The 24,006-nt window shown below is 57.0% G+C and carries 22 protein-coding genes and 3 pseudogenes; 8 read left to right on the top strand and 17 right to left on the bottom strand.

The genetic code is table 11. The features are described from left to right. Positions 1-35: 35 nt before the first annotated feature. The 6 genes from glcT to OCY70_RS31520 form a co-directional block, all read right to left on the bottom strand. Entirely contained in the window at positions 36-893 is an 858-nt protein-coding gene (gene glcT, locus OCY70_RS31545; RefSeq protein WP_213427955.1) for a glucose PTS transporter transcription antiterminator GlcT, read from the bottom strand. A gap of 226 nt (positions 894-1,119) precedes the next feature. Next, positions 1,120-2,859 (bottom strand): phosphoenolpyruvate--protein phosphotransferase, encoded by a 1,740-nt coding sequence (ptsP, locus tag OCY70_RS31540; RefSeq protein WP_213427956.1) that lies wholly within the window; start codon positions 2,857-2,859, stop codon positions 1,120-1,122. Positions 2,860-2,949: 90 nt separating this feature from the next. Then, the gene (locus OCY70_RS31535; RefSeq protein ID WP_197254055.1) at positions 2,950-3,210 is read right to left on the bottom strand and encodes an HPr family phosphocarrier protein; all 261 of its coding nucleotides are present in this window, start codon (positions 3,208-3,210) and stop codon (positions 2,950-2,952) included. A gap of 24 nt (positions 3,211-3,234) precedes the next feature. Further along, positions 3,235-3,720: a PTS sugar transporter subunit IIA gene (locus OCY70_RS31530; RefSeq protein WP_213427957.1), complete on the bottom strand. Its 486-nt coding sequence runs from the start codon at positions 3,718-3,720 to the stop codon at positions 3,235-3,237. An 880-nt stretch (positions 3,721-4,600) separates the two neighbouring features. Further along, the gene (locus OCY70_RS31525) at positions 4,601-5,392 is read right to left on the bottom strand and encodes a DeoR/GlpR family DNA-binding transcription regulator (protein ID WP_213427958.1); all 792 of its coding nucleotides are present in this window, start codon (positions 5,390-5,392) and stop codon (positions 4,601-4,603) included. Between the two features lie 176 nt (positions 5,393-5,568). Further along, positions 5,569-6,627, bottom strand: coding sequence for an SIS domain-containing protein (locus tag OCY70_RS31520; protein ID WP_213427959.1), 1,059 nt, complete (start codon positions 6,625-6,627; stop codon positions 5,569-5,571). A gap of 90 nt (positions 6,628-6,717) precedes the next feature. Between OCY70_RS31520 and OCY70_RS31515 the strand changes: the two genes are divergently transcribed. Together OCY70_RS31515 and OCY70_RS31510 are read left to right on the top strand one after the other, a co-directional pair. Continuing rightward, positions 6,718-7,587 carry a class II fructose-bisphosphate aldolase gene (locus tag OCY70_RS31515; RefSeq protein ID WP_213427960.1) on the top strand — a complete coding sequence of 290 codons (870 nt, stop codon included), beginning with the start codon at positions 6,718-6,720 and terminating at the stop codon, positions 7,585-7,587. A 35-nt stretch (positions 7,588-7,622) separates the two neighbouring features. Then, positions 7,623-8,558: a 1-phosphofructokinase family hexose kinase gene (locus OCY70_RS31510; RefSeq protein ID WP_213427961.1), complete on the top strand. Its 936-nt coding sequence runs from the start codon at positions 7,623-7,625 to the stop codon at positions 8,556-8,558. Positions 8,559-8,624: 66 nt separating this feature from the next. Here the strand turns inward: OCY70_RS31510 and OCY70_RS31505 are convergent, their stop codons facing one another. From OCY70_RS31505 to bioD, 6 genes and pseudogenes are all read right to left on the bottom strand, one after another. Then, positions 8,625-9,524 carry a methyltransferase domain-containing protein gene (locus OCY70_RS31505; RefSeq protein ID WP_213427962.1) on the bottom strand — a complete coding sequence of 300 codons (900 nt, stop codon included), beginning with the start codon at positions 9,522-9,524 and terminating at the stop codon, positions 8,625-8,627. Then, entirely contained in the window at positions 9,484-10,113 is a 630-nt protein-coding gene (locus OCY70_RS31500; protein WP_261948875.1) for an alpha/beta fold hydrolase, read from the bottom strand. Before OCY70_RS31500 ends, OCY70_RS31505 begins: the two co-directional genes overlap by 41 nt. Positions 10,114-10,124: 11 nt before the next feature. Further along, positions 10,125-10,322, bottom strand: a pseudogene (locus tag OCY70_RS36420) (alpha/beta fold hydrolase); the annotation flags it as partial. Further along, positions 10,319-11,563, bottom strand: coding sequence for an aminotransferase class I/II-fold pyridoxal phosphate-dependent enzyme (locus OCY70_RS31495; RefSeq protein ID WP_213427974.1), 1,245 nt, complete (start codon positions 11,561-11,563; stop codon positions 10,319-10,321). The pseudogene OCY70_RS36420 and the gene OCY70_RS31495, both read right to left, overlap by 4 nt. Beyond that, positions 11,563-12,573 (bottom strand): biotin synthase BioB, encoded by a 1,011-nt coding sequence (gene bioB / locus OCY70_RS31490; RefSeq protein WP_373871448.1) that lies wholly within the window; start codon positions 12,571-12,573, stop codon positions 11,563-11,565. Before bioB ends, OCY70_RS31495 begins: the two co-directional genes overlap by 1 nt. Continuing rightward, positions 12,570-13,364: a dethiobiotin synthase gene (gene bioD, locus OCY70_RS31485; protein ID WP_249724977.1), complete on the bottom strand. Its 795-nt coding sequence runs from the start codon at positions 13,362-13,364 to the stop codon at positions 12,570-12,572. The genes bioB and bioD overlap by 4 nt, the downstream gene beginning before the upstream one ends. A 904-nt stretch (positions 13,365-14,268) precedes the next feature. Here bioD and OCY70_RS31480 point away from each other — a divergent pair. The 4 genes from OCY70_RS31480 to OCY70_RS31465 all read left to right on the top strand — a co-directional run bounded on the left by OCY70_RS31480 (position 14,269) and on the right by OCY70_RS31465 (position 17,660). Continuing rightward, positions 14,269-15,492 (top strand): MBOAT family O-acyltransferase, encoded by a 1,224-nt coding sequence (locus OCY70_RS31480; protein ID WP_249724980.1) that lies wholly within the window; start codon positions 14,269-14,271, stop codon positions 15,490-15,492. A 45-nt stretch (positions 15,493-15,537) separates the two neighbouring features. Next, on the top strand, positions 15,538-16,698 hold the full coding sequence (locus OCY70_RS31475) for a hypothetical protein (RefSeq protein WP_213427965.1): 1,161 nt from the start codon (positions 15,538-15,540) through the stop codon (positions 16,696-16,698). After that, entirely contained in the window at positions 16,679-16,864 is a 186-nt protein-coding gene (locus OCY70_RS31470; protein WP_213427966.1) for a hypothetical protein, read from the top strand. The genes OCY70_RS31475 and OCY70_RS31470 overlap by 20 nt, the downstream gene beginning before the upstream one ends. 154 nt (positions 16,865-17,018) lie before the next feature. Continuing rightward, a complete protein-coding gene (locus tag OCY70_RS31465; protein ID WP_213427967.1) occupies positions 17,019-17,660 on the top strand; it encodes an SGNH/GDSL hydrolase family protein in 642 nt (213 codons plus the stop codon). A 201-nt stretch (positions 17,661-17,861) separates the two neighbouring features. Here OCY70_RS31465 and OCY70_RS31460 read toward each other — a convergent pair. After that, a pseudogene (locus OCY70_RS31460) lies at positions 17,862-18,137 on the bottom strand (hypothetical protein); the annotation flags it as partial. A gap of 27 nt (positions 18,138-18,164) precedes the next feature. Next, the gene (locus OCY70_RS31455) at positions 18,165-18,914 is read right to left on the bottom strand and encodes an RNA polymerase sigma factor (RefSeq protein ID WP_261948874.1); all 750 of its coding nucleotides are present in this window, start codon (positions 18,912-18,914) and stop codon (positions 18,165-18,167) included. 157 nt (positions 18,915-19,071) lie between these two features. Here OCY70_RS31455 and OCY70_RS31450 point away from each other — a divergent pair, with 157 nt between their 5' ends. Together OCY70_RS31450 and OCY70_RS31445 are read left to right on the top strand one after the other, a co-directional pair. After that, on the top strand, positions 19,072-19,656 hold the full coding sequence (locus OCY70_RS31450) for a TetR/AcrR family transcriptional regulator (protein ID WP_111155605.1): 585 nt from the start codon (positions 19,072-19,074) through the stop codon (positions 19,654-19,656). Positions 19,657-19,684: 28 nt separating this feature from the next. Continuing rightward, entirely contained in the window at positions 19,685-20,887 is a 1,203-nt protein-coding gene (locus OCY70_RS31445; RefSeq protein ID WP_213427969.1) for an MFS transporter, read from the top strand. Between the two features lie 191 nt (positions 20,888-21,078). Here OCY70_RS31445 and ptsG read toward each other — a convergent pair. From ptsG to OCY70_RS31430, 3 genes and pseudogenes are all read right to left on the bottom strand, one after another. After that, positions 21,079-22,653 (bottom strand): annotated as a pseudogene (gene ptsG / locus OCY70_RS31440) (glucose-specific PTS transporter subunit IIBC); the annotation flags it as partial. A gap of 180 nt (positions 22,654-22,833) precedes the next feature. Next, complete coding sequence (locus tag OCY70_RS31435) at positions 22,834-23,067, bottom strand: HPr family phosphocarrier protein (protein ID WP_213427970.1); 234 nt, start codon at positions 23,065-23,067, stop codon at positions 22,834-22,836. Between the two features lie 29 nt (positions 23,068-23,096). Continuing rightward, entirely contained in the window at positions 23,097-23,984 is an 888-nt protein-coding gene (locus OCY70_RS31430; RefSeq protein ID WP_261948873.1) for a zinc-dependent alcohol dehydrogenase family protein, read from the bottom strand. Positions 23,985-24,006 lie beyond the last annotated feature (22 nt).

Below are 24,006 nucleotides of genomic sequence, written 5' to 3'. Positions count from 1 at the left end.
TAACTAGTAACACGCCCGATATGATGCTGTCTATGTTATTCGGCATCCCGATGGAATAGACGGTACAAGTGCATCGCAATATAGGCTGTCTCGTCTTCCGACACCGGCGCTTTCAACTGAGCGCTCATCAGCTTGGCGCATTCTCCGGCGACCTCGTATTCATAAGGAGCCATCTCCTGCATCCGGTCACGGAACGGATTGCGGGAATGCTGGCCTTGGCGGATACGCTCTATCGCGAAGCGCAGATGGGTCACCAGCCGCAAATAATCGATGCTATCCTTCGGAATCGGACTGCCCCGCCGCGCCTCGATGAGGCCGACCAGCTCCCGCAGCAGATGATTGTGCTGGACCACATTGTTCACAGGAACATGGGCGACGGCCGATTGGATATGGATCGTCAGGAACCCGATCTCATCCTCCGGCACCTCGACGCCGAATTGTTGTCCAATAATCTCCGCCGCGCGGGAAGCAAGCTCGTATTCCTTCGGGTTCAGCGTCCGGATTTCCCATAAAAAAGGATTTTCGATCTCGATCTGATGCCGCAGCCGGTAGAGCGCATACTCGATATGGCTCGGCAGCGCCAGATGAATATGCTCATTCAGATCGGGAGTCAATTCGGAAGCCACAAGGGAAATGAACTGTTCCGATACGTCAATCACTTCTGGATCAATCTGCTCGAACAGCATCTGATATTGCGAGAGATTCTGCTTATCATCCAAATAAAACGTCTTCTCAATTCGCGTATCGCCGGAAAGTATCGCTTGCCCGGGCTTCGCCCCGAACCCGATTCCTTTTCCCATGAGAATGGTTTCCTTGTCCGTCAGCACTTCCTTCGCCAGCACAACATTGTTGCTTAAGGCGCGCATAATCTCAAAGCGGCGTTCGCTAGACAACGGTAAGCTCCTTTCTCATCAGACGGGTGATAGCGAGCAGAAAATGGAAACGGTTACGAAAAAATCGTCACCTCTGTAAGTTTATTGTAGAACAACATGCAGCCATCTTCAATAAAAAATAAAAAAAAGTCAAGATTTTGACGAACATTGTCGAAAATCGTCAAGCTTGAGGGAGAATGCCCTATTCTTCCTCCCTCAAGCCTGCACAAGCTGCCTTAGTGTCTTATTATATCGTCAACTCCTGAATAGCCGGAATGCGTTCGACGACAAGATATTGGATCTCTTCTGCCGTCGTCAGCCGCAGCGCTTCCTCGGCCAACGGCTTCATCGCTTCCCGGTCGAGCCGGCTCAGCAGCACGCGCGCCGGAAGAACCGAGCTGGCGCTCATGCTGAACTCATCCAGACCGAGGCCAAGCAGCAGCGGAATCGCCTTCAGATTGCCGGCCATCTCTCCGCACATGCCGGCCCACTTGCCGCGGCTGTGCGCCGCGTCGATGACCATCTTAATCAGCCGCAGCACGGACGGATGGAACGGCTGCGACAGATGCGACACCTGCTGGTTCATGCGATCGGCGGCCATCGTATATTGAACGAGGTCATTGGTGCCGATCGAGAAGAAGTCGACTTCTTCAGCCAACTGGTCGGCGGCAATCGCCGCCGCCGGCACCTCGATCATGATTCCGACTTCCATCTCACGGTTATAAGCCACGCCTTCCGCATCCAGCTCCTGCCGCGCTTCGGCGAGCAGTTCGTTCGCTTCCCGCAGCTCGGTAATCGTCGCGATCATCGGGTACATCATCTTGATGTTGCCGTGCGCGCTGGCGCGGAGAATGGCTCTCAACTGCGTCTTGAACAGATCTTTGCGGTCCAGACAGAGCCGAATCGCGCGGTAGCCGAGGAACGGATTCATCTCCTTCGGCAGCTCCAGATAAGACAGTTCCTTGTCTCCTCCGATATCGAGCGTCCGGATGACGACCGGCTTCTCCGGTCCCATCGTCTGGCAGACCGCCGTATAAGCATGATACTGCTCCTCTTCCGATGGGAAGTTGTCGCGGCCCATGTACAGGAATTCCGTGCGGAACAGGCCGACGCCTTCCGCCCCGTGATTCCGCGCGCCCAGCGCATCCTGCGGGTTCCCGATATTGGCCACCAGCTCGACCCGATGGCCGTCCGCCGTTACCGAAGGCCGATCCTTGTACTGCTTCATTTCTTCCCGGCGCAGCTCGAACTTCTCCTTCTTCTCCCGGTAAGCAGCCAGCGTCTCGGCATCGGGATCGATCAGCACGATGCCGCTGGAGCCGTCCACAATGACCATCTGGCCCGTCTTGACGCTGCTCATCGCGTCCGTCAGTCCGACCACCGCCGGAATCTCCATCGAGCGGGCCATAATCGCGGAGTGCGACGTGCGTCCGCCTGTCTCCGTCACGAATCCGGCCACCTTGGACCGATCGAGCTGGGCCGTATCCGATGGCGTCAGATCATTGGCGAACAGGACGACCGCCTCGGCGAAATCGTTCAGCGAAGCCGCCTTGGCCCCGGATAGATGGCGCTGCACCCGCTTGCTGACATCGCGGAAGTCGGCTGCCCGCTCGCGCAAATATTCATCATCCATGCCGGCAAAGATCGCGACCAACTGCTCGGTCACCTCATGCAGCGCATATTCGGCGTTCACGTTCAGGGCGCGAATCTGCCCGATCGCCTGCCCGATGAATTCCTCATCCTCCAGCAGGAGCTGATGCGTGGCGAAAATTTCCGCCTCATGTTCTCCGAGCCGGGCCGCCGTGCTTGTCTTTATTTTTTCCAGTTCTTCCTTCGACTGTGCAACCGCATTCTGAAGCCGCTCCACTTCTGCATCCGCTTCGCCGGGAGCGATGTCTACCCGCTCCACCGAAGCTTCCTGCTCCTGCAGGATGAACGCTTGCCCGATAGCATAGCCGGAGGCGGCGGCAATCCCTTGTAGCAGCATGACGGTTCCTCCACTCCTTCTGTTCTCAATCCCGTCTGTATCGTGTCCATTCTGTCGTCTCGTCATATCTATAACCGTATCTCGCTCGAATTAATCGAGAACCGATTCCAAGACCGCGCCTACGGCATCAATCGCCTGCTCGGCCCGGTCGCCTTCGGCCGACACCGTAATGACGTCGCCGGCCTTCATGCCGAGCGTCAGCACGCCCGTGATGCTCTTCGCGCTTACTTTACGGCCGTTGAACTCCAGCGACACTTGCGCGTCCGGGAACTCGGCCGCTTTTTTCATAATGGCGCCCGCCGGACGGGCATGCACGCCTTGCGGATTTTTGATCGTGAATTGCTTCTCCATGATATCCTCCTCTTTCCAAAAAACCTATTTTTTCATGACGATTTCCATAATTTCTGTCTCATTCGCCTTGACGGAACCCAGCTTCGTCTTCAATTCTTCGACCGCATCGCCATTCGCGACGACGACCGGCGTGATGACGGGAAGGCCCGCTGCGCGAATCTTATCCATATCGAACTCGATCAAGACATCGCCCTGCTTCACTTTGTCCCCCGTCTTCACATGCGGGGTGAACGGTTCGCCCTTCAGAGACACCGTATTCACGCCGATATGGAACAGCAGCTCCAGCCCCGATTCATGCCCCAGCACAAGCGAATGATGGGAATCAATCAGATGGATGACGTGCCCGTCGAACGGAGCGACCAGCACTCCTTGCTCCGGCTCAATCGCCACGCCGTCTCCGATGATTTTTTGGGCGAATGCCGGATCCTCCACTTGTTCGAGAGACACGGCTTTGCCTGTTATAGGTGCAACGACCGATATCGTTTTCTTTTTCTTGCCAAATCCAAACATGTGAATTCCTCCTCGTAATAAGCACTGATGATGCCCTGCCGCGCATAAGCAGCCAAAGCACGGAATAGGACCAAATAACGGGAATCCCTTCGTACATAACAAAAAAGGCATGAGCTAAAGCACGCAGTTCACGCTGTGAACGGCCGCTTAGCTCATGCCTAGTCGTACTAGTAACACGCTGCTTGCAGTGTAAATGTCAACACTATTCTAACATGAGCGCATACGGGATGCAAGCGTGTGAAAACTGCTGTTACCAAAATGACATAATCGCCAAGAGCTGTAAATGGGCGGTTATCCATTAAGATGCGCATTCCGGTATAAAATCATACCGATGACCTGAACGGCCGGCTCCAAAGCGAGCCAAACGCAGCGTAACCATGCGCCCTGCCGCCTGTTGGGGATGTTTTGGCTTGCTGCTGTCTGGGGGAGAGGAAGAAACGGCTTGCCTCCGCTTCCCGGCTGCCGCTTTGGGGTATAGTGGATGCTCGTGTCTTCCGGTTGTGCTTTATGGTGTCTTTCCGTTGCCGCGTCTCTATTTTCCATTTTATGTAAACCGAGATGGATTCGTGTCTTCCCGTCGCTTATGTTGTTTCCCCTGCCGGCCTGGGTAACGCCTTTTGCATGCGGCTGGGCCCGCCAATGCTGCAATAATGCAGTAATTTGATTGGCACTGCGTTGCGGCACGGCAAGCCTGCAAATATGCAGGAATTACCTTCGTTGGGGCGTAGAAAAGGAGACAATTGCGAGAAAAGATGCAGTTTTGCAGCATTTCCGCCAATAAGCGCCTCTGTGGGGAGAAAATACTGTACTGGTGCAGCTTTGGTCCGCCTATACTTCTGACTTCCCGCTTACTTCCCGCCCAACTAAAAAAGCCCGCCTCTCAATCCGGAAGCTGGGCGTAATAACAAGCGATTCCGGCCTGCTCGAGGGCCGAAGCCATCTCTTCGGGCAGTTCGTGATCCGTAATGCAGGCCGTCAACTCCTCGATGGAGGCGACCGAGAACAGGGAGGCCTTGCCGACCTTCGTATGATCGAATACGGCGATCGTCTGCTGGGCCTGCCGCATCAGCATCTGAGCAGTCTGCGCTTCCAGCTCGGAGTACGTCGTAATGCCCTTCACCGGAGAAAAACCGTCAATCCCCATGAAAAGCTTCTCGATGTTAAGATGTTCGATCGTGCGTTCGGCCAGCGGGCCGCAGAGCTCGAAGCTGTTGCTGCGCATGACGCCGCCGATGACGACGACCTGAACGCCGTCGCAGTCCGACAGCTCCATCGCGATGTTCACTGCATTGGTGACGACGGTAATGCCTTGCCGCTCCTTCAACAGCTTCGCGATCAGGAAGGTGGTCGTGCCGCCGGTTAGACAGATGCTGTCGCCCTCTTCAATAAAATCGAGCGCCCGCTTGGCGATGGCTTCCTTCTCCAGCCACAACAACTGGCGCTTCTCGACGAACGGGACTTCGCGGATCGCTCCCGCTCCCTCGAAGATCGCGCCCCCGATAGTGCGAATCAGCTCGCCCTTCCGCTCCAATACGTCCAAATCCCGGCGGGCCGTCGCCTCCGAGCAATCGAAATTCTCGATAATCTCCGGAATCGTAATGCGGCCATTCTGCTTCAACCGCTGTAAAATCTGCCTGCGGCGCTGTTCGCCTTTGGATAACGTCTCACTCATAATCATTACACTCCTATCATGATTCCCCCGCAGCAGGGACAGGCCGGGCCCCTAAGGTACAACGGGAGCTCTCTCCCGCGATATCCGCCCCACCACCAGCTTGAGGGAAACCGCAACGCGCTATGGCCGGCTCACGAGCCACGGTTGCCCCGCCCGGAGCCGGCGCCATGCCGCTTCTATTCAATGGCTACGAACTGGGTCAAGTTGCGCGGATCATCCGGGTTCAAGCCACGGGTTACCGCCGTATAATAACCATTATATTGTACAAATGGCAAATACAAAACCGCCCGTGCTTCATCGCTCGCGTCTCCATGCCCCACCTCGAAGACGAGATCGGCAAATGCGGTGTCCGCTCCCGCTTGGGCGGTAATAATCACAACCGTCGCGCCGTACTGCTTCATCTCTTCCGCCACCTTCAGCTCGTAGGAACGGGCTTGTTCAGACAGCAGCAGCACGATCTGAGTATTCTTATCGACGATCGATTTCGGGCCGTGGCGGAATTCCAGCGTGCCGTAGGCCTCGGTCCATGTATACGTCATTTCCTTCAGCTTCAGGCAGGCTTCCAGCGCCAAGCCGTACAGCGCGCCCATGCCGAGATAGATCGTTCTGTCGAATTGATGCGCTTCGACCCATGCTTTCACCTTGTCATCCGCCATTGTAACCAACGCCGCATCAGATTGCAATACGGCTTCGAGCTCGCGGCAAGCCGCTTCGCTTCCGGACGCAAGCGCGATTGCCGCCTGCATGAGAAACGTCATGCTGCTGAGCGATTTGGTCATGACCGTGCTCTTCTCCGCTCCCGACGGAGAAACGAGGCATTCCGTCATCTTCGCCATCTTGCTGTCCGGATGGCATGTAATGCCGCAGGTCGTCCAGTTCGGCAGATCGGCGACCGATTCCAGCGCCAGAAGGACTTCATGCGATTCGCCGGAACGGGATACGCCGACCAGCAGCGTCTTCTTGGATGGGGTCACCGTCTGGTTGCGGAACAAGAACAGCTCCGAGGAAGGAAAGGCGGACGCGCTCTTGCCCGTCCATGCCCGGTACGTGGCCGCCATCGTCATCGCCTGGTACCAGGATGAGCCGGATCCGATAAATACGATCTCCTCGAACTGCGCGTTCCCTACATATTTATCTACCCATCCGCGCTGGGACTGAAGTTGATTCCATGCCTCTTGAAGCGCGGCAGCCTGCTCGCTGATTTCCCGGTACGTATGCGTATCTTGAATTGACATCTCCCAAATTCCTCCCTTATAATCATCTTTAATGAAATTATAAATCATAATTTTGATTGAATCAATCATAAACTGCTGGAGGTTACAATTATGGGACATCTCATCAGCTCAACTTCAATGCTGCAGGCCGCCCGCGAGCAAGGCTTCGGAATTACCGCATTCAATGTGCACACCCTGGAAATGCTGCAAGCGGTAGTGGAAGCGGCCGAAGACACCCAATCTCCGCTCATTTTGCAGACAACGGTCGGCACCGTGAAGCATCTCGGTCCGGAATATATCGTGGCCGCGGCGACGACCGCGGCGAAGCTCTCCTCGGTCCCGATCGCGCTCCATCTGGATCATTGCACCGACTACGATCTGATTGTCCGCTGCATCCGCGCAGGCTACACCTCGGTCATGATCGATGCGTCCATGCATCCTTATGACGACAATGTGCGGATGACGCAGGAAGTCGTGCGCGTCGCCCGCGCGGCCGGGGTCAATGTCGAAGCCGAGCTCGGCAAGGTCGGCGGCGTGGAAGACGATATCGTTGTCGAGGAGGAAGATGCCCGCCTGGCCGTGCCGGAAGAATGCGCCGCCTTTGTCGCCGCAACCGGCGTGCCGACGCTGGCGCCTGCTATCGGAACGGCGCATGGCATCTATAAGGGAGAGCCGAAGATCGCCTTCGATCGGCTGGAGCAGATCGCGAAGCAGGTCGCCGTTCCGCTCGTCCTGCACGGCGGTTCCGGGATTCCGGAGGATCAGGTGAAGCGCTGCGTGAAGCTCGGCATGGCGAAGATGAATGTCGCGACCGAGCTGCGCATCGCCTTCTCCGACGCCATCAAGGCCATATTCGCGGCCAATCCGGATGAGAACGATCCGCGCAAATATATGATTCCGGCCAAGCAAGCCGTCAAGACGCTGGCCATTCAGAAAATGGAGATGGCCGGCTGCCTCGGCCAAGCGGACGCCGTCCGCTAATCCGCAGCAGCGGACTTGTTGAAAGGAGAAGCAACATGATTACGACCGTGACGCTCAACGCGGCAATCGACAAAACCTATATCGTCCCCGGCTTCGCGCTCGATAAGCTGTACCGGGTGAAGGAGATGACCGCCACCGCCGGCGGCAAAGGGATCAATGTCGCCCGCGTCATTCACGCGCTGGGCGAAGAGGTAACCGCCTCCGGGTTCGCGGCCGGCTTCCACGGACAGATGATTCTGCACAAGCTGGGCGAAGAAGGGATTCCCGCCAATTTCGTACTCGTGGAAGGCGAGTCTCGGGTGTGCCTCAACATTTTGGATCCGGAACGCGGTACCCAGACCGAGCTGCTGGAGCAAGGGCCGGCCGTAACCCCGGCGGATCTCGGCGCGATGCGGGACAAAGTGGCGGCGCTCGCCGCCCGGTCCTCTCACATTGTGTTCTCGGGAAGTCTGCCGCAGGGCTGTGCCCCCACTCTGTACGCCGAATTGGTCGAGATTGCGCGCCGCACGGGCGCGATCCCGATTCTGGACACGAGCGGCGCGGCGTTGGAGGAAGGCGTGAAGAGCGCGCCCGCGCTGATCAAGCCGAATGAGCATGAGGTCAGCAAATTGACCGGCGGAGGAGCCGATGCCTCTGAAGACGAGGTGCTGCCGGCCATCCGGCGGCTGATGGCCTCCGGCATCGAGCGGGTCGTCGTCTCGCTCGGCGCCCGCGGCGCGTTGGCCGGTGTCCGGGGTGCGCTCTATCGCGTCTCTCTGCCTGCCGTTGAGGCGATCAACCCCGTCGGCAGCGGCGATTCCATGGTCGCCGGGCTTGTCGTGGCCGATAAGCGCGGCCTGTCCGCGGAAGACGGCCTCATTCTCGGCGCCGCTTGCGGCACGGCCAACGCGCTGATGCCCTCCGCCGGGCAAGTTCGGCTGGACGATGTCGAGTCGCTGCGCACTCAGATTCAAGTCGAACCGATCGGATAAAACGGTAACAGGCCGCCGTGGTGCCAAGATGCACCGCAGGCGGCCTATTCGGCTTCCGGCTGCGACTCATTCCTGCTCTCTCCGCAGCAGCGCGTAGACGAACGCATAGGTGGCCGGAATGCGGCCGTCCGGGCCGCCGAAGCGCTCCTGATACACCTGTGCCATCCGGCGGTACAGGGAAGGGCTCATGCCGGAGGCGCCCTCCTTCAGCGCATTGCCGGCCCCGATGCGGCGGACCTGGGCCAGCATCTCCGGCAGGCTGCCGTACTCGCAGCGGCAGCTCGCCTCTTCCCAGAGCAGGAAGGGCCCGGCCGCAGCCCGCGCCCAGCCGTGCCAATCGGCCGCGGAAGGATACGCCTGCCCGCGCGGCCTTGGCGCCCGGCCCTGCTCGGCGTCCGCCTGCCGGAACGCGGCATGCAGCTCGTGCAGCGTGCCCGGCAGGAACGTGGCGAAGGCCAGCAGCCCGCCGGGCCGGAGCAGGTGCACGAGCCGCCGCAGCGTCGCGGCCGGCGCGTTGAACCATTGGAAGGCGGCGCTCGACACGATCAGGTCATAGCCGCCTTCCGGCTGGACGGCCGCCCACGCCTCGGCGTCGGCGGTTACCGCGCTTAGTTGCCCGCCGTGGCAGCCGTGGCGGCGCAGCTTCCGCTCCGCCTGATGAAGCATCGCCGGCGCCAGATCGAGCAGCGTCAGCTCCGCCGCAGGATAAAGCGGCCAGAGCCGCACCGCCAAGCCGCCCGTGCCGCAGCCGATGTCGGCGATGCGCGCCGCGGGTCCCTGGTGATGCCGCCGCACCCGTTCCGCCAAGCCTGCGGCCATCACCTGCTGCACTTCCGCGTAACCGTCATACTCCGCCGCATGTCTCCCGAAGCGGCGGGCGACCAGCTTCTTATCGACCCGCGCGCCCGCGCCGCCTTGGGTCGGATCATTCTCCGTCCCGGCCCCTATCGTCTGTGCTCCCTTCATGCCACGCGCTCACCTCCTCTCGCCAGGCCTCCGGATGCGACAGGAACGGCGCATGTCCCGCATCCGGAAGCACGGCGGTTCGCAGTCCCGGACCGAACGATGCCCGAGCCCGCTCCATCGCGGCCCGCGGGCATACGCGATCGTTCGCGCCGTGCAGCCACAGCAGGCGCGGCCGTTCCGCCGCCGGGAACGCGGCGATGCGCGCCCACTGCGGGGCCAGATCCGCCGCTTCTAAATAGGCGAGCCCCGCATCAAGCCCTGCCGGCGTAAATCCGGGAGCGGCGGCCAACTGCCGCCACAGCTTCACCGCCAGCGGCGGCTCGCCGGGGCTGTCCGGGCCCGCATCCAGCTGGCCGAGGAAGGCCAGCAGCGTCTCCTCCGGCGCCTGCGCCAGACGGCGCGCATGCGGGCCAGCACGCGCGGCGGCCAACCCGCCTTCCCGGTGTCGTCGGCGAAGCGCAGCGTCGTGCCGACGAGCAGGGCGCTCTCGATACGCGGCAGCCCCGCCCATTCGCCGCTTCCGGCGGCGCGCCCGGCCAGCAGCTCGATCGCCAGCATGCCGCCAAGCGACCACCCCGCGACATGCCACGGGCCGTCCGGCTCCTGCCGGAGGGGAGCGCGCACCGCCTCCCGCAGATCATCCGCCGTCTCGCACCCGGCGAAGGATACGTAGCGGTGCGCGAACATCGGCAAGTCCTGCGCGAGCGGCCGCCACACCTCGGCGCTCAGGCCCCAGCCGTGGATCCACAGCAGCTTCGCCTGCCGCGGCGGCCGGGGCCGCCCGAGCGCCCCGCTCATAGCCGGGCCTCCCCGGCCAGGCGCACGACCGCATCCGCCGCCTGCAGCAGGTCGGCGTCGCGGTGCGCCGGAGTCGGCGCGAAGCGAATGCGCGCCGTCCCCTCGGGCACCGTCGGCGGGCGAATCGCCACGCCGGCGACGCCCGCCTCCGCGAGCGCGGCGCTGAGCGACACCGCGCTCTGATCCGTGCCGCACAGCACCGGCACGATATGGCTGTCGCCGGGACCCGTGTCCAGCCCCCCGGCTTGAAGCCGCGCGCGGAACAGCGCCGCCTTGCGCATCAGTTCGGCGCGCGCGGAGTCGGCAGCGCACACGTCGCGCAGCCGCTGGCGGATAAAGGCTGCCGCAAGCGGGGGCAGCCCCGTATTATAAATAAGCGTCCGCGCCCGGTTGACCAGGTAGCGGACAACGATGTCCTCTGCGGCAATATAAGCGCCGACCGCGCCAAAGGCTTTCCCGAAGGTGCCCATCATAATATCCACCTTTTGATGCAGTCCGAGCGCATGGCACAGCCCGCGCCCGCCGGGTCCGTACACGCCGCCGCTGTGCGCCTCGTCGACCATCAGCATCGCACCGTACCGTTCCTTCAGCGTCACGAGATCGGCGAGCGGCGCCACCGTCCCGTCCATGCTGAACACGGCGTCGGTCACGATGAGCAGGCGCGCCCGCCGCGACGGGACGCCCGGTCCTCCGGCATGCCACTGCTTCAACGCCTTTTCGAGCCGGTCCATATCCCGGTGCGGATAGCGGATATGCCGAGCCCGGCTCAGTATGATGCCGTCCGTAATGCTCGCATGGTTCAATCGATCGCTGAAGACGGCGCCGCTCCGGCCGACCAGGGCCGGAATGACGCCGGCATTCGCCATGTAGCCGCTGCTGAACACGAGCGCCGCCTCCGTGTCCTTGAACGCCGCCAATTCCCGCTCCAGCGCGTCATGCTGCGGATCATGACCCGTGATGAGCCGGGAGGCCCCGGCGCCGAGGCGTACGGCCGGCTCGCCGAGGCGGCGGCACTCCGCCGCAAGCCCCGCCCAGCCATCGTCATCAAGCCATGGCTCGAAGCCAAGATAATGATTCGAAGCGAGATGCAGCAGCCGCTTGCCGCCCCGCTCGATCCATCCGTGCTCCAGCCACGCCGCCGGCTCCAGCTTGCGCAGACGGCCTGCCTCTTCCAAGGCGTCCAGCTCGGAGCGCATCCAATGCCAACGCCCTGTGCCCTCCACAGCCGCTATCGCGTCCATCACAAGGCGCACCGCTCGACTTCGAAGCCCAGATCGGCGATCATCCGGTGATCCGCAGACGCTTCTTGCCCATCCGTCGTCAAATAATCGCCGACGAACACCGAATTGGCCGCGTAGAGCGCCAGCGGCTGCAGCGAACCGAGATTGACCTCCCGCCCGCCGGAGGCCCGGATCTCCTTGGATGGGCAGACGAAGCGGAACATCGCGAGCGCCTTCAAGCAGCGGCGCGGGTCCAGATCATGCAGATGGCCGAGCGGCGTTCCCGGAATCGGATTCAGGAAATTGACCGGAATCGAGTCCGCATCCAGTTCCCGCAGCGAAAATGCGACGTCCACCAACTGCTCATCCGTCTCTCCCATTCCCATAATGACACCGGAGCAAGGCGACATCCCTGCTTGCTTCGCCGTATTCACCGTATGCACCCGATCGGCGTATGTATGGGTCGAGGTGATATGAGAATAATGATCCTCACTCGTATTCAAGTTGTGATTATAGCGATCGACGCCGGCCTGCTTCAGCCGGTTCGCCTGCTCCTGCGACAAAATGCCAAGGCAGGCGCAGATCTTCATCGGCATCGTCGCCTTAATCTCCTCCACGGCAGCCACCACCTGATCGAGCTCCCGCGGCGTCGGGCCGCGCCCGCTGGCCACGATGCAGTACGTTCCGGCCTGCATCTCCATCGCCCTGCGCGCTCCGTCCACCAGCACATCCTTTTCCAGCATCGTATACTTCTCTATCGGCGCATCGGACACCCGGGACTGCGAGCAATAACCGCAATCTTCCGGACAGTGTCCGCTTTTTGCATTAATAATCAGATTCAGCTTCACCTTATTCCCGTAAAAATGCCGCCGCACCCGGTAAGCTGCATCCATGATGGCCAGCAGTTCGTCATCGTCCGCCCGCAGCACCGCCATCGCTTCTTCCCGGTTTATTCCTTCGCCGGTTAACGCCTTATCCGCCAGCTTCCGCCAATCCGTCTGCTGCTCTTGCATTGTTTCGCTCATCATCATCGCTCCTTCCCTTTTCCCCATTCCCGGTCTGTCAGCCACTGCGTCAGCCGGGACAGGCGCATGGTGCATTGCAGCCAGCGCTCCCGCCATGCCGCCCAAGCGGACAGATCGGCCGCCTGCATGCCTTCCGGCTGCGGCAGCCATGGCATCGTCCCCAGTACGGGCACATTCGTCATCGCTTCGATCATACGGGCGTTCTCTTCCCTCTCTCTCTCCGATGCCGCCTCCGGCGGACCGCTGAACACGACGGCGATATCATCGACGCTCCGTTCACGGGCATAAGAGATAGCCGTTACGGTGTGACTGACGGTGCCCAAGCCGGGGGCAGCTACCAGCAGCACGGAGAGGCCCAGCCCATGCGCCAGATCCGCCATCGTCATCTCCCGCGTAAACGGAACGGCAATGCCGCCCGCTCCTTCTGCCAGCAGGAACGCATCCGACTCCAGCCGCCGGCGGCCTTCTTCCATCAGGGCTTCCGCAGAAAAGCGAATCCCTTCCCGTTCACATGCCATCCAGGGCGCCAGCGGCTCGCGCAGCGTCCACGTCGCAATATCCTCCTCGGCAAGCTCGGACATTCCGCTGCCCATCCGCAACCGGTAGCTGTCCGCATCTGGAGATCCTAATGCCACGCCGCTCTGCACGGGCTTCCAGAGGCTGAGCTTGCGCCTCCGAACCGAGTGGAGGTAAGCGGCAATCCCTGAAGCAACGACCGTCTTCCCCACCTCAGTCCCGGTCGAGGACACCAACATGCCTGCCGCCTTCACCGGTTTAGGCATTGTTTCTGGAATCATAGCGTTCTCCTCTTTTCCGTAAACCAAAATGTATTGAATATAAGTTAACGCTACACCGATTTATTTTACAAGAAGGACATGATGACGACAAGACTTCGTAAACCTCTTTATTATATTTTCAGGTTTATATATATGGCGGACTGACATGAAGTCGCTCCTCTTTCCAACGCCTGCTCTTCATACATTCCTTTCGAGCCTTTGTTCCACTATCCCCTCGAATCATAAGTGCCGCAGCCCGCCATTTCCCCGCTAATTCTGTGAATGGCAACCATTGCTGCAACCCTGCTAACGCGTTACATTCCCCACGCTCCCTGCCTGATTGGTTGGGATAGCCATCAAAAGAGCACGGAGACATCTTCACTGCCCGACTTACCAATTAACGCCCCCTACACACCACTCCTGACTTATTGGGATAGCCATCCAAAGAGCACGAAGACACCTCCACCACCCGACCAACCAATTAACGTTACCTACACACCACTTCTGACTCATTGGGATAGCGATCAGAAGGCACAACAGACACTTCCACTACCCGGCCAACGAATTAACGTTACCTACACATCACTCCTGACTCGTAGGGATTACGATCAAAAGAGGCACTAGAGAACCCCAATAGGCCAAGCAACCTATCAAGCGCATCCCTTCTACCTTAGAGAGACCTTGATTAATAAAAGAGCATCATGCTCCTTTTGGTCTGCAAAAATTGCCGCAGTGAATTTCCTTTAAAACAATTCAAAACTTTCGGGCTGTTTCATGCATCTAATCATAGGGAAGGTAAAAAGAGCTTACTGGCGGGGATTTTCATGTCGTTTTTTAAGAAAAAAATAATAGTTCTTTATGAAGTTTCCATATGATTTAACTGCTAGATGTTGTAAGATGGACAAAGGTTTAAGAGATAGATAGTTTGGCAACTTGGATGGTGGAATCGGAAATTATGATTTATACGGATTGGTTTTATTGGCTGTTCGTGCTCGTGGCTGTCGTCGCGTATCACCTCATGCCGCATCGTGTCAGACCCTGGGTGCTCTTTGCCGCAGGTGTCGCATTTTACTACTATTATGCAGGGTCTTACCTGTTCCTGTTGCTTGCGGAAGTTGTCGTTGCCATTATTGTCGTGAAGGCCGCAGCGAAGCGGGCCAAGCGGTGGATTTATCCCGCCGGCATTATCGGCGCCATTCTCGTGCTTGGTTATTTCAAGTACACGAATATGATGCTGGACACGTTAAATGAGTTGTTTGCGTTTTTGCATCAGCCCTTCTTGCCCAAGGCAGAGCAGATTGTGCTCCCGCTCGGCATTTCTTACTTTACGTTCGAGCTGATTCATTACTTGGTCGAACGCAAACGCGGAACTTTGCCGGATCATCGGCCGGAAGGTCTGTTGTCGTTTATCTTCTTCTTCCCGACGATGGTGGCTGGGCCGATTAAGCAGTTTCAGATGTTTTATCCGCAGCTTACATCGAGATTTCACATTGACCACGTGCTGATCGGAGTGACCCGGATTGGGTTCGGCCTGTTCAAAAAGCTTGTCCTCGCCGGCTCCATTGATTTACTGGCGCAGCCGGTGTACTCAGCGGCCGGGATAGCCGAGGCGGATACCGCCAGACTCTGGATCTCGCTTGTCGCCTATACGTTCGTCATTTATTTTGACTTCTCGGGCTATTCAGACATCGCCATCGGAACAGCACGCTTGTTCGGCATCGTCATCCCGGAGAATTTCCGCTTCCCTTATCTGGCCCGCAGCATAGCCGAGTTCTGGAACCGTTGGCACATCTCGCTCGGTTCTTGGCTGACCCGCTATGTGTATTTCCCGCTCGGGGGAAGCCGCGTCCCCGCTCCCCGGGTCTATATGAATCTGATGGCGACGATGACCGTCTCCGGTCTCTGGCATGGAGCCGCGTGGAATTTCGTCGTCTGGGGCATGTTCCATGGCGTAATGTTATGCATTCATCGCTTTTACATGAAGCAGATCAAGCCTTTATTAAAACCTGTTCCGAAGTGGCTGAAGCCGGGAACGACAACCATCGCGATTTTGATTACGTTCTTTGGCGTCACGATCAGCCGGGTATTTTTCATTCTGCCGATTGTAGACGGATGGGATTTGATGCTCCGGCTGCTCGGCTTGCGATAAGTGAACCGATTTTCGATTATTGATGGAATGGAAGTGTGAGGTATAATGGCTAATTTATTTCTGAACAAGACCGTGTCCGTCATGCTTATCTCCTTCGCCTTGGTCGGATTGCTCGGACTGGGCAATGGAGCCGATCGAGTGGTCGAACAAATGAGACAAGAAGTCGTGACGCATGCAGAAAAGGAACTCCGCGTTCCGACCTACGATTCGATCGTCTATACGCCGTTATGGGTGGAATATTTGAAGGAGCAGCCGAGTGACGGCAAAAAGGTCATCGGCATGTTCGGGCCTTCCACGGTGTTTGGCACGACCGTGAAGAAGGGAGAGAACACCTCGGCCGGCGTCCTTCAAGTCCATATGAAAGAGAGCCGCGTGCTTAACCTGGGCATTGCCGGCGGAAGATTCACCGAGACCTACGCCCTGCTCGCCTCGATGATAGACAAGGTCGACTATGTCGTCTATGAGATCAACTACGGCATCGCCGTCGTCTCGGATAATGAGCCGAATGTTGTCGTCTATCCGTCCCTTGTCGAGAAGCTGGATCAAAATATACCGCGCAGTTGGCTGGATGATTTCCCGGACAAGAACCGCCAGGCGCTTCCAAGCGACACTCACAATTGGATGACGTCCCATTTCCTGAATAAGTGGACCCTCTATCATGATCGCGACGCGATCAGCTACCGGTTGTTCAAGACCCGTACGCCGATGGAGAAAATCCGCCGGGAAATCCAAAAGCAAGAGAATGAGAAAAAGGGGATAAAAGAAAGCTATACCCCGATGTATACCGCCTATGACAAATTGAAAGACGCCCAAAAGGAAGGCCTCGACAAGCATTATAAAGAGCTTTATCGCTGGAATAAGCCTTTCGATGAGGATAACAGCTTCGGGTTGTTCATGATTGAAAAAACGCTTGATCTGCTGCAGGAGCATGACAAAAAAGCCGTATTCTATTCCGCTCCGCTCGATAAAGAGCATATTGCGAAGAAGAAGCTGTTCAACTGGAGCGAGTATACCAAGGTGATGGGAACTTATCAGAAGCTGATAGAGTCGAGAGGCTACCCATATATCGAATTCAATCAAGAGAAGAACAACACGATCCCGCATGAATATTATCGCGATCCGGCCCATCTTATCGACAAAGGAAATAAAATATTTGGTGAAATTTTGTACAAGAGGTTGAAGGAATATGGAATTACAACCCCGTAGCGCCAGATTAGCCGAGACGAAAGCCCGCCGTCTCACTCATCGTGTCGGACGGGCGCTGATGATGGTGGAAGCGGCGCTCGGCGGAGCCATCGTCCTGATCGCCATCGTGCTCGGTATTTTGTTCTTCTCCGGAGAAACGCAGGAATTTATTTATATGAACTTCTAATGATGCATGAACGGCGTACAAGTCCTTGTACGCCCTTTTCTTTTTCCTTCTCGGGTGATAAGCGTCCACACAAGCTGTGGATGTTTGCCATATCATGCCTCTAAGTGCGATTACGGTTCATCTGCAAAATTAGGGGTAGGTGGAGATTTGTCCTATGATCTATACAGCTCTTGGTGATTCGATTACATTCGGGGAGAATGCCGCTTCGGCGGCAAAGGCGTATCCCCGATTGGCCGGATCGATGTCCCGCCCTTGCCGGGTATATGTTCTGGCGCGCCCCGGTTGGAGCGCCTATGATCTATTGGATGCCGCGATATGGCAAGGGTCCTCCCTGATTCGCCGTTCTGCTGTGGTCTCCGTATGGATCGGAGGCGTGGATCTGGCGAATGCGGCGCTGTCTGCGCTTCGAAGCCGGCGGCCTCTGGCTGCCAAATTGATTTTAAGCCGTTATAAACGAACCTTGCATGCCATCCTGGCCCACATCAAAGACATCAGCCATGCCCGGATCATCTGCTGCACGCAATATAATCCGTTTCCGAACAGCCCGCTTTCCATCCTATCGATAGACCGGTTAAATTACGCGACCAAAGAAGTCGCCCAAAGCTGCGGCGCCACGGTCGCACCCGTTCATACATGGTTCGAAGGCAAACAAGCTGCACTTATTTATGGTTATCGAAGAGGCAGGCTGGAAGACGCATTGACCGGGTTTCTGCCCATCCATCCCAATGATCAGGGGCACCGGCTTATTGCCAAAGGGTTGGCTTCCTATCTAAGCGCCAGCAAGGAAGCCTCCTGATCCCCTCCGTCTGCTTCGACAATAATAGAGAGCGGAACCCATCTTGTTCCGCTCTCTTTCTCTTGCCCGGTACTCTTCTTCTTGTCTTGCTCCGCTGTAGCGCACCCAGTTCCATATCTTCCTGCACTCCTTGGCGGAGTGCTTTCTTCTGCCTGTAAGGGGAAGCGGCTTCGGGAACTGTCCCTTCCCTATACGCCTCACTTATTTCAGATAAGTCTCGGCTATTTTAATCATGTCCTCTTTGCTTACTTTATCCGTGCTGGCCTGGATTTGATAAGCATACCTTTGTGCTTTATCCGGGCTCTCATCCAACCACGCCAACTCGTGGAAAGAGGAATAATCGGTGTAAAGCATCTCTACGCCCTTCACATTCATCTTCTGTTGTTTAAAGTCAATTTTTTCATCAATATATTGCATGCTTGGTTCCTTGTTCCCGCTAACATTAATCACCACAACGTCGATTTTATCCTTGCCATTTTTATACTCGAAATGGAGGTAAGCGAACTAATCCGACATTTCTACCGGCATGATGGCATATTCCTTGTTCGATTCCTCGTCCTGCTTGCGCAGCTTCTCCTCCATCGCCGTTTTTTCTTTTGCGGAAGGAGGATTCATATCCAAGACGGATTTAAATAACACTTTCGCTTTATTAAATTTATAATTTCCGTTTACGCTCTCTGGAATTGTGAGTGAGTTATCCGCCATCTGGCCGCGCAATTGAGACAGATTTTGAAAGTTGGCAGGCTTGAATCTAAGCTCCGCTATATGCTTCGGGTTGTGGGGAACGACATAGATAAGCGCAGCCTCACCGTTCTTTAGCAGCTTATCCTCCACGCAGCGAAGAATCAACAGGTTCCGCTCTTCCGCCGATAACTTCGACATGGCCCGGTGCACGAATTCATCAAAGTAATGGGCTTCGATCTGCAAATCTACCGGTTTATTCTCCTTGTCATCCCGGTAAAAGAAGGGCAAATATTTCACCAGCTTCCGCTTGCGGATCACATCGATACATTGATGGTAGGCAATCTTATACAACCAAGCGCCGAACGGTATATCGGGATTATATTTCGCCAAAGCCCGAAATGCCTTCAAAAACGCTTCTTGGGCGCTGTCCTCGGCTTCCGAATAATGGCCTAACATATGATAACAGTAGAGAAAGATCGGTTTTTGGTAGAATTGCACGATCTGCTCGAATTTTTGGGTATCGCCCTCCACCACGTCAGCAATAATTCGACGCAATTCCGCTTCATCCACGCCGTTCCCCTCCTTTCACTCTATACAACGAATTATCGACACAGGAATGTGACAATGAATTCTAAAAGTGATGTAAAATTTTCAGATCGTGCTTGCTTAGATTAACTTTATTTGTTAATATAACTGACGAACGTTCGTTAATATTGAGGTGATTCGATTGAAAAGCGAAGAAATTAAGGATGCGGCTTTGAAATATTTCACCATGCATGGTTATGAGGGAGCATCCCTGTCTCTCATTGCGGAAGATGTCGGCATGAAAAAGCAATCGATCTACGCCCATTTTAAAGGAAAGGACGATCTTTTTCTCCAAGTGCTGCGTGATGCGAAGGAGACGGAGCTCTCTTCCAAGCTTCAATATTTTAGCAGCATAGGCTCCCAGCATCCCGAGAAAGCTTTATACGGATTTTTGCAATTGGTCATCGATCTTTTCCAAAAAGACGAGCGGTTGACGTTTTGGCTGCGCATGTCTTTTTTTCCGCCCGCCCACCTTGCCAAAGCGATCGAACAGGAAGTCATTGATATCGAAGAAAAGGTGCAGGCGATGCTGGAACGCAAATTTCAGGCTTGGATCGATGAGAAAGCCATCGTCGAAGAGGCAGCGAAAACGCCCACCCTCGCTTTCCTGGGCGTCGTCGATTCCATTATGCTGGAGCTTGTGTACGGCGGCAATGATGAGAAGCGGCTGAAGGAAAAATTGGAGGCCTCCTGGACCGTATTTTGGCGAGGGATTGCACATCCTTGATTTTGACAGAAAGAAAGTGGTTGATGATATGAAGAAAACAATCAAAGAACAAAAAGCGGTCTTGCTTATTCTGCTAAGCAATGTATTCATTGCCTTCCTGGGCATTGGTCTTGTTATCCCCGTCATGCCGTCTTTCATGAACATGATGCATTTGTCAGGCAAAACGATGGGCTACTTGGTCGCCGTATTCGCCGTGGCCCAACTGCTGATGTCGCCGCTCGCCGGACGCTGGGTCGACCGATACGGCCGCAAGAAGATCATCATCATCGGCTTATTCCTGTTCAGCGTGTCCGAGCTCGTCTTCGGGTTGGCCGGGAACGCGGCGATGCTTTATTTCGCAAGGCTGCTGGGAGGAATGAGCGCCGCCTTTATTACGCCGGGGGTTACGGCTTATGTCGCGGATATTACCTCCATTCAGGAACGGCCGAAGGCGATGGGCTATGTCTCGGCCGCCATTAGCACCGGCTTTATTATCGGCCCCGGCATCGGCGGCTTTATCGCGGAATACGGCATACGCATGCCCTTCTACTTTGCGGCGGGAATCGCCTTTTTCGCCTGCATTTTATCCGTGTTTATTTTAAAAGAGCAGCTTACGAAGGAGCAGCTTGCGGAGATTTCCGCGAATGCAAAGCAAAGCAGCTTTCTGGCCGATATGAAAAAATCGCTTCAACCGCTCTACTGTATCGCATTTATTATCGTCTTTGTGCTCGCTTTCGGTTTATCGGCATACGAAACGGTCTTCAGCCTCTTTTCCGATCATAAATTCGGCTTTACGCCAAAGGATATTGCCTTCATTATTACGATAAGCTCCATTTTCGGCGTCGTCGTGCAGATCTTTATGTTCGGAAAAATGGTAGAAATACTCGGGGAAAAGAAACTGATCCAATTATGCTTGATTACGGGGGCCATCTTGGCGGTGGTGTCCACCGTCATCTCCGGCTTTTGGATCGTGCTGGCGGTAACGTGCTTCATCTTCCTTGCCTTTGATCTGCTGCGGCCGGCCTTGACGACATTTCTGTCCAAAGCGGCCGGGAAGGAGCAGGGCTTCGTGGCCGGAATGAACTCCACCTATACGAGCTTGGGCAATATTGCCGGGCCGGCAATGGCCGGAATGCTGTTTGACGCTAACATTCATTATCCCTTCCTGTTCTCCGCCGTCGTTATGGTCATCGGCCTTGGCATTACCGTGATGTGGAAGGAGAAGCAATTTGGGGAAAACGACGTCGAATAGCATGATCTTCGTCCGATTGACTTTAGGGAGTGTCTCACAGGCACTGCAAAATGATGGAGATGAACGGCGGCGCGCAAACCAGTGGAAGACACTTACAATCGCCATTTATTCTGTTCGGCTATAAAAAAAGAGAGCGGTAAATAACACCCGCTCTCCATATATCCGTTCTACTCGTTGTCGTCATGGCTGCCGTCCGTACGCTTCCCGGACTCCTTGTCTTCCTCCGGTTCGGCTCCGTCCAGTTCCATGTCCTCTTGCTTGATGATTTCATGAATCTGATGCTTAATCGTCTCGGAACGGGTTCCGAAGATGGCCTGCACGTTGTTGCCGACCTCCAGCACGCCCGAGGCGCCCAGTTCCTTCAGGCGCTCCTTATTCACATTGCCCTTATCCTTGACCTGCACGCGCAGGCGCGTAATGCAGGCATCCAGGGATGCAATGTTGGCTTTGCCCCCAAGCGCCGTCAGGATACCGCGCGGCAATTCTCCCGCCGCCGCTTCCGGCTTGGCCGCAGCAGCAGGCGCCGCCGCTTCCCTTCCCGGCGTGCGGAGGTTGAAGGTGCGGATGGCGAAGCGGAAGCCGAAGTAGTAAATCAGCGCCAGCACCAATCCAACCAGAATGACGAGCCAATACGGCGTCCGGTTCTGCAGCACGCCGAACAGCAAGTAATCGATGAAGCCTCCGGAAAACGTCATTCCGATTTTGACGCCGAGCAGGTGCATCGTCAGGAAGGACAAGCCCGCGAACACGACATGAACGGCGAAGAGAAGCGGCGCCACAAACAGGAAGGAAAATTCCAGCGGCTCCGTAATGCCGGTCAGGAAGGACGTCAAGGCGGCCGATCCCATCAGCCCGGCTACAAGCTTCTTATTCTCCGGGCGCGCTTCATGATATATGGCTAGGGCAGCCGCTGGCAGACCGAACATCATGAATGGGTATTTCCCCGTCATGAACGTCCCCGCCGTCAATTCAACGCCGTCTTTAAGCTGTGCGAAGAAGATTTTCTGATCCCCCCGGATAAGATCGCCCGCCTTGCTCACATATTCCCCGAATTCGAACCAGAAAGGCGAATAAAAGATATGATGCAGCCCAAATGGAATCAGCGCCCGTTCGCAGATGCCAAAGATGAAGGCCGCCAGCGATCGGTTCGAGTCGATGAGCGAGTGGGAGAATGCATTCAGGCCGCTCTGGATCGGCGGCCAGATGAACACCATCAGAATACCGATAACAAGCGAGGTGACGGCCGTAATAATCGGGACAAAACGCTTACCCGCAAAGAAGCCGAGATAGGAAGGCATCTCGATCTTGAAGAAGCGCTTATATAGCATTGCCGCCGTAATACCTATAATAATACCGCCGAAGACGCCCGTCTGCAGCGTCGGCACGCCTTGAACGTTCGCATAGGCGAAGTCGGTCTGCACCATCTCCGGCGTCACATCCATCATCACTTTCATCGTCACGTTCATGACGAAATAACCGACGATGGCGGCAAGCCCCGCGACCCCCTCCCCTCCGGCGAGACCGATGGCGACCCCGACGGCGAATAGCAGGGACAGGTTGTCAAATACAATGCCCCCGGCTTGCTCCATCACGCTGGAGATAAGGCTGACAGCGCCGGTGCCCAGCACCGGAAAGCGCGCGATCAGATCCGGATTGCCCAGCGCGTTGCCGATTCCGAGCAGGATGCCGGCCGCCGGCAGAATGGCGACCGGCAGCATAAGCGCCTTGCCGACCTTTTGCAGAACGCCGAAAATCGATTTAAACATGTTAAGCATGGAAGTCAACTCCTATCGATGTACAGATGAGCAAAGTGCATGAAAAACCTGTTGTTACCATTTCCAATCAGTTCAGGCACTATACATGCAAGCGGACTTGCGTCCGGAACCGCCCCGCGCCATGGTCCCGAATACCAAGCGAAGCTACGCGAAGAGCCCTGAAGACGGTCATTAATCGAAAACGGATTCCAGCACCGCCCCCACGGCATCAATCGCCTGCCCGGCTTGGTCGCCGGCCTTCAGGCCGAGCGTCAACACGCCCGTGATGCTTTTTGCGCTTACTTTGCCGCCGTTGAACTCCAGTGACACTAGCGAATCCGGGAACTCGGCGGCTTTTTTCATAATGGCTCCCGCCGGACGCGCATGCACGCCTTGCGGATTTTTTATCGTAAATTGCTTTTCCATGATTGGCCTCCTCTTCGTTACACCCCTATTTAGTCATCATGCCCCGATTCATGCCTGAGCACGAGGGAATGATAGCCCATGATGCGCAGCTCCTTGTTGAACACCTCGAATGGCGACAGGCTGGCCCGCGCCTCCGGAGAAGCGACGCCGAAGAGCAGAACCTGCCCGCCCTTGCGGGCCGCCTCCAAGGCCAGCTCCACGGACTCCGGGCGGCCGGCGCACTCGATTACGACATCGGCCGTGCTGCGCAGCTCGTCCGCTGCGCCTGCCTCCAGCGGCGAGACGACGGCTTCGGCGCCCAGCTCCCGCAATATCCCGTGCTTGTGCGCAGCCGGTTCGCTTACGGTAATGCGCGCGACGCCCGCGGCCGCGGCGAGCTGCAGGAACAACTGGCCGATGAAGCCGCCCCCGATAATCAGCACATGCTGATTCGCCCGCAGCTCCAGCTTCTTGAAGCCGTGGAGCACGCAGCCGAGCGGCTCGGCCATCGCCCCCTCGACCCAGCTCACCGGGTCGGGCAGCTTGTAGCAGTTGGCTGCCGGCACTACGCAGTATTGGCCCATCCCGCCGTCCCTCGTCACGCCGACGGCCTGCAGCCGATCGCACAAGTGGGCCCGGCCGCCCCGGCAATATTCGCACGCCCCGCAATAGATATTCGGGTCGACAGACACCCGGTCGCCCGGGCGCAGCTCCGCGACCGCCTCCCCCACGGCGTCGACGATGCCGGCCAGCTCATGGCCGAGCACGATCGGCGGCTTCACCTCCGCCGATCCCGGATGGCCGTGGTAGATATGCTGGTCAGTGCCGCAAATGCCGCAGCAGACGACGCGCAGCCTCACCTCGTCCTTGCCGGGCGCGCGCTCGGCCCATTCCGTTACCTCCATCATTTTCGTTCCGCGCAGTACTGCCGCTTTCATGCTCCTCATCCCTTTTCCCGTA

Origin of the sequence: Paenibacillus melissococcoides, from assembly GCA_944800085.1 — a bacterium.
GTDB lineage: Bacteria > Bacillota > Bacilli > Paenibacillales > Paenibacillaceae > Paenibacillus_B > Paenibacillus_B melissococcoides.
Note: the sequence above shows the minus strand (reverse complement) of the source record. Positions and strands in the feature narration are given on the sequence as shown.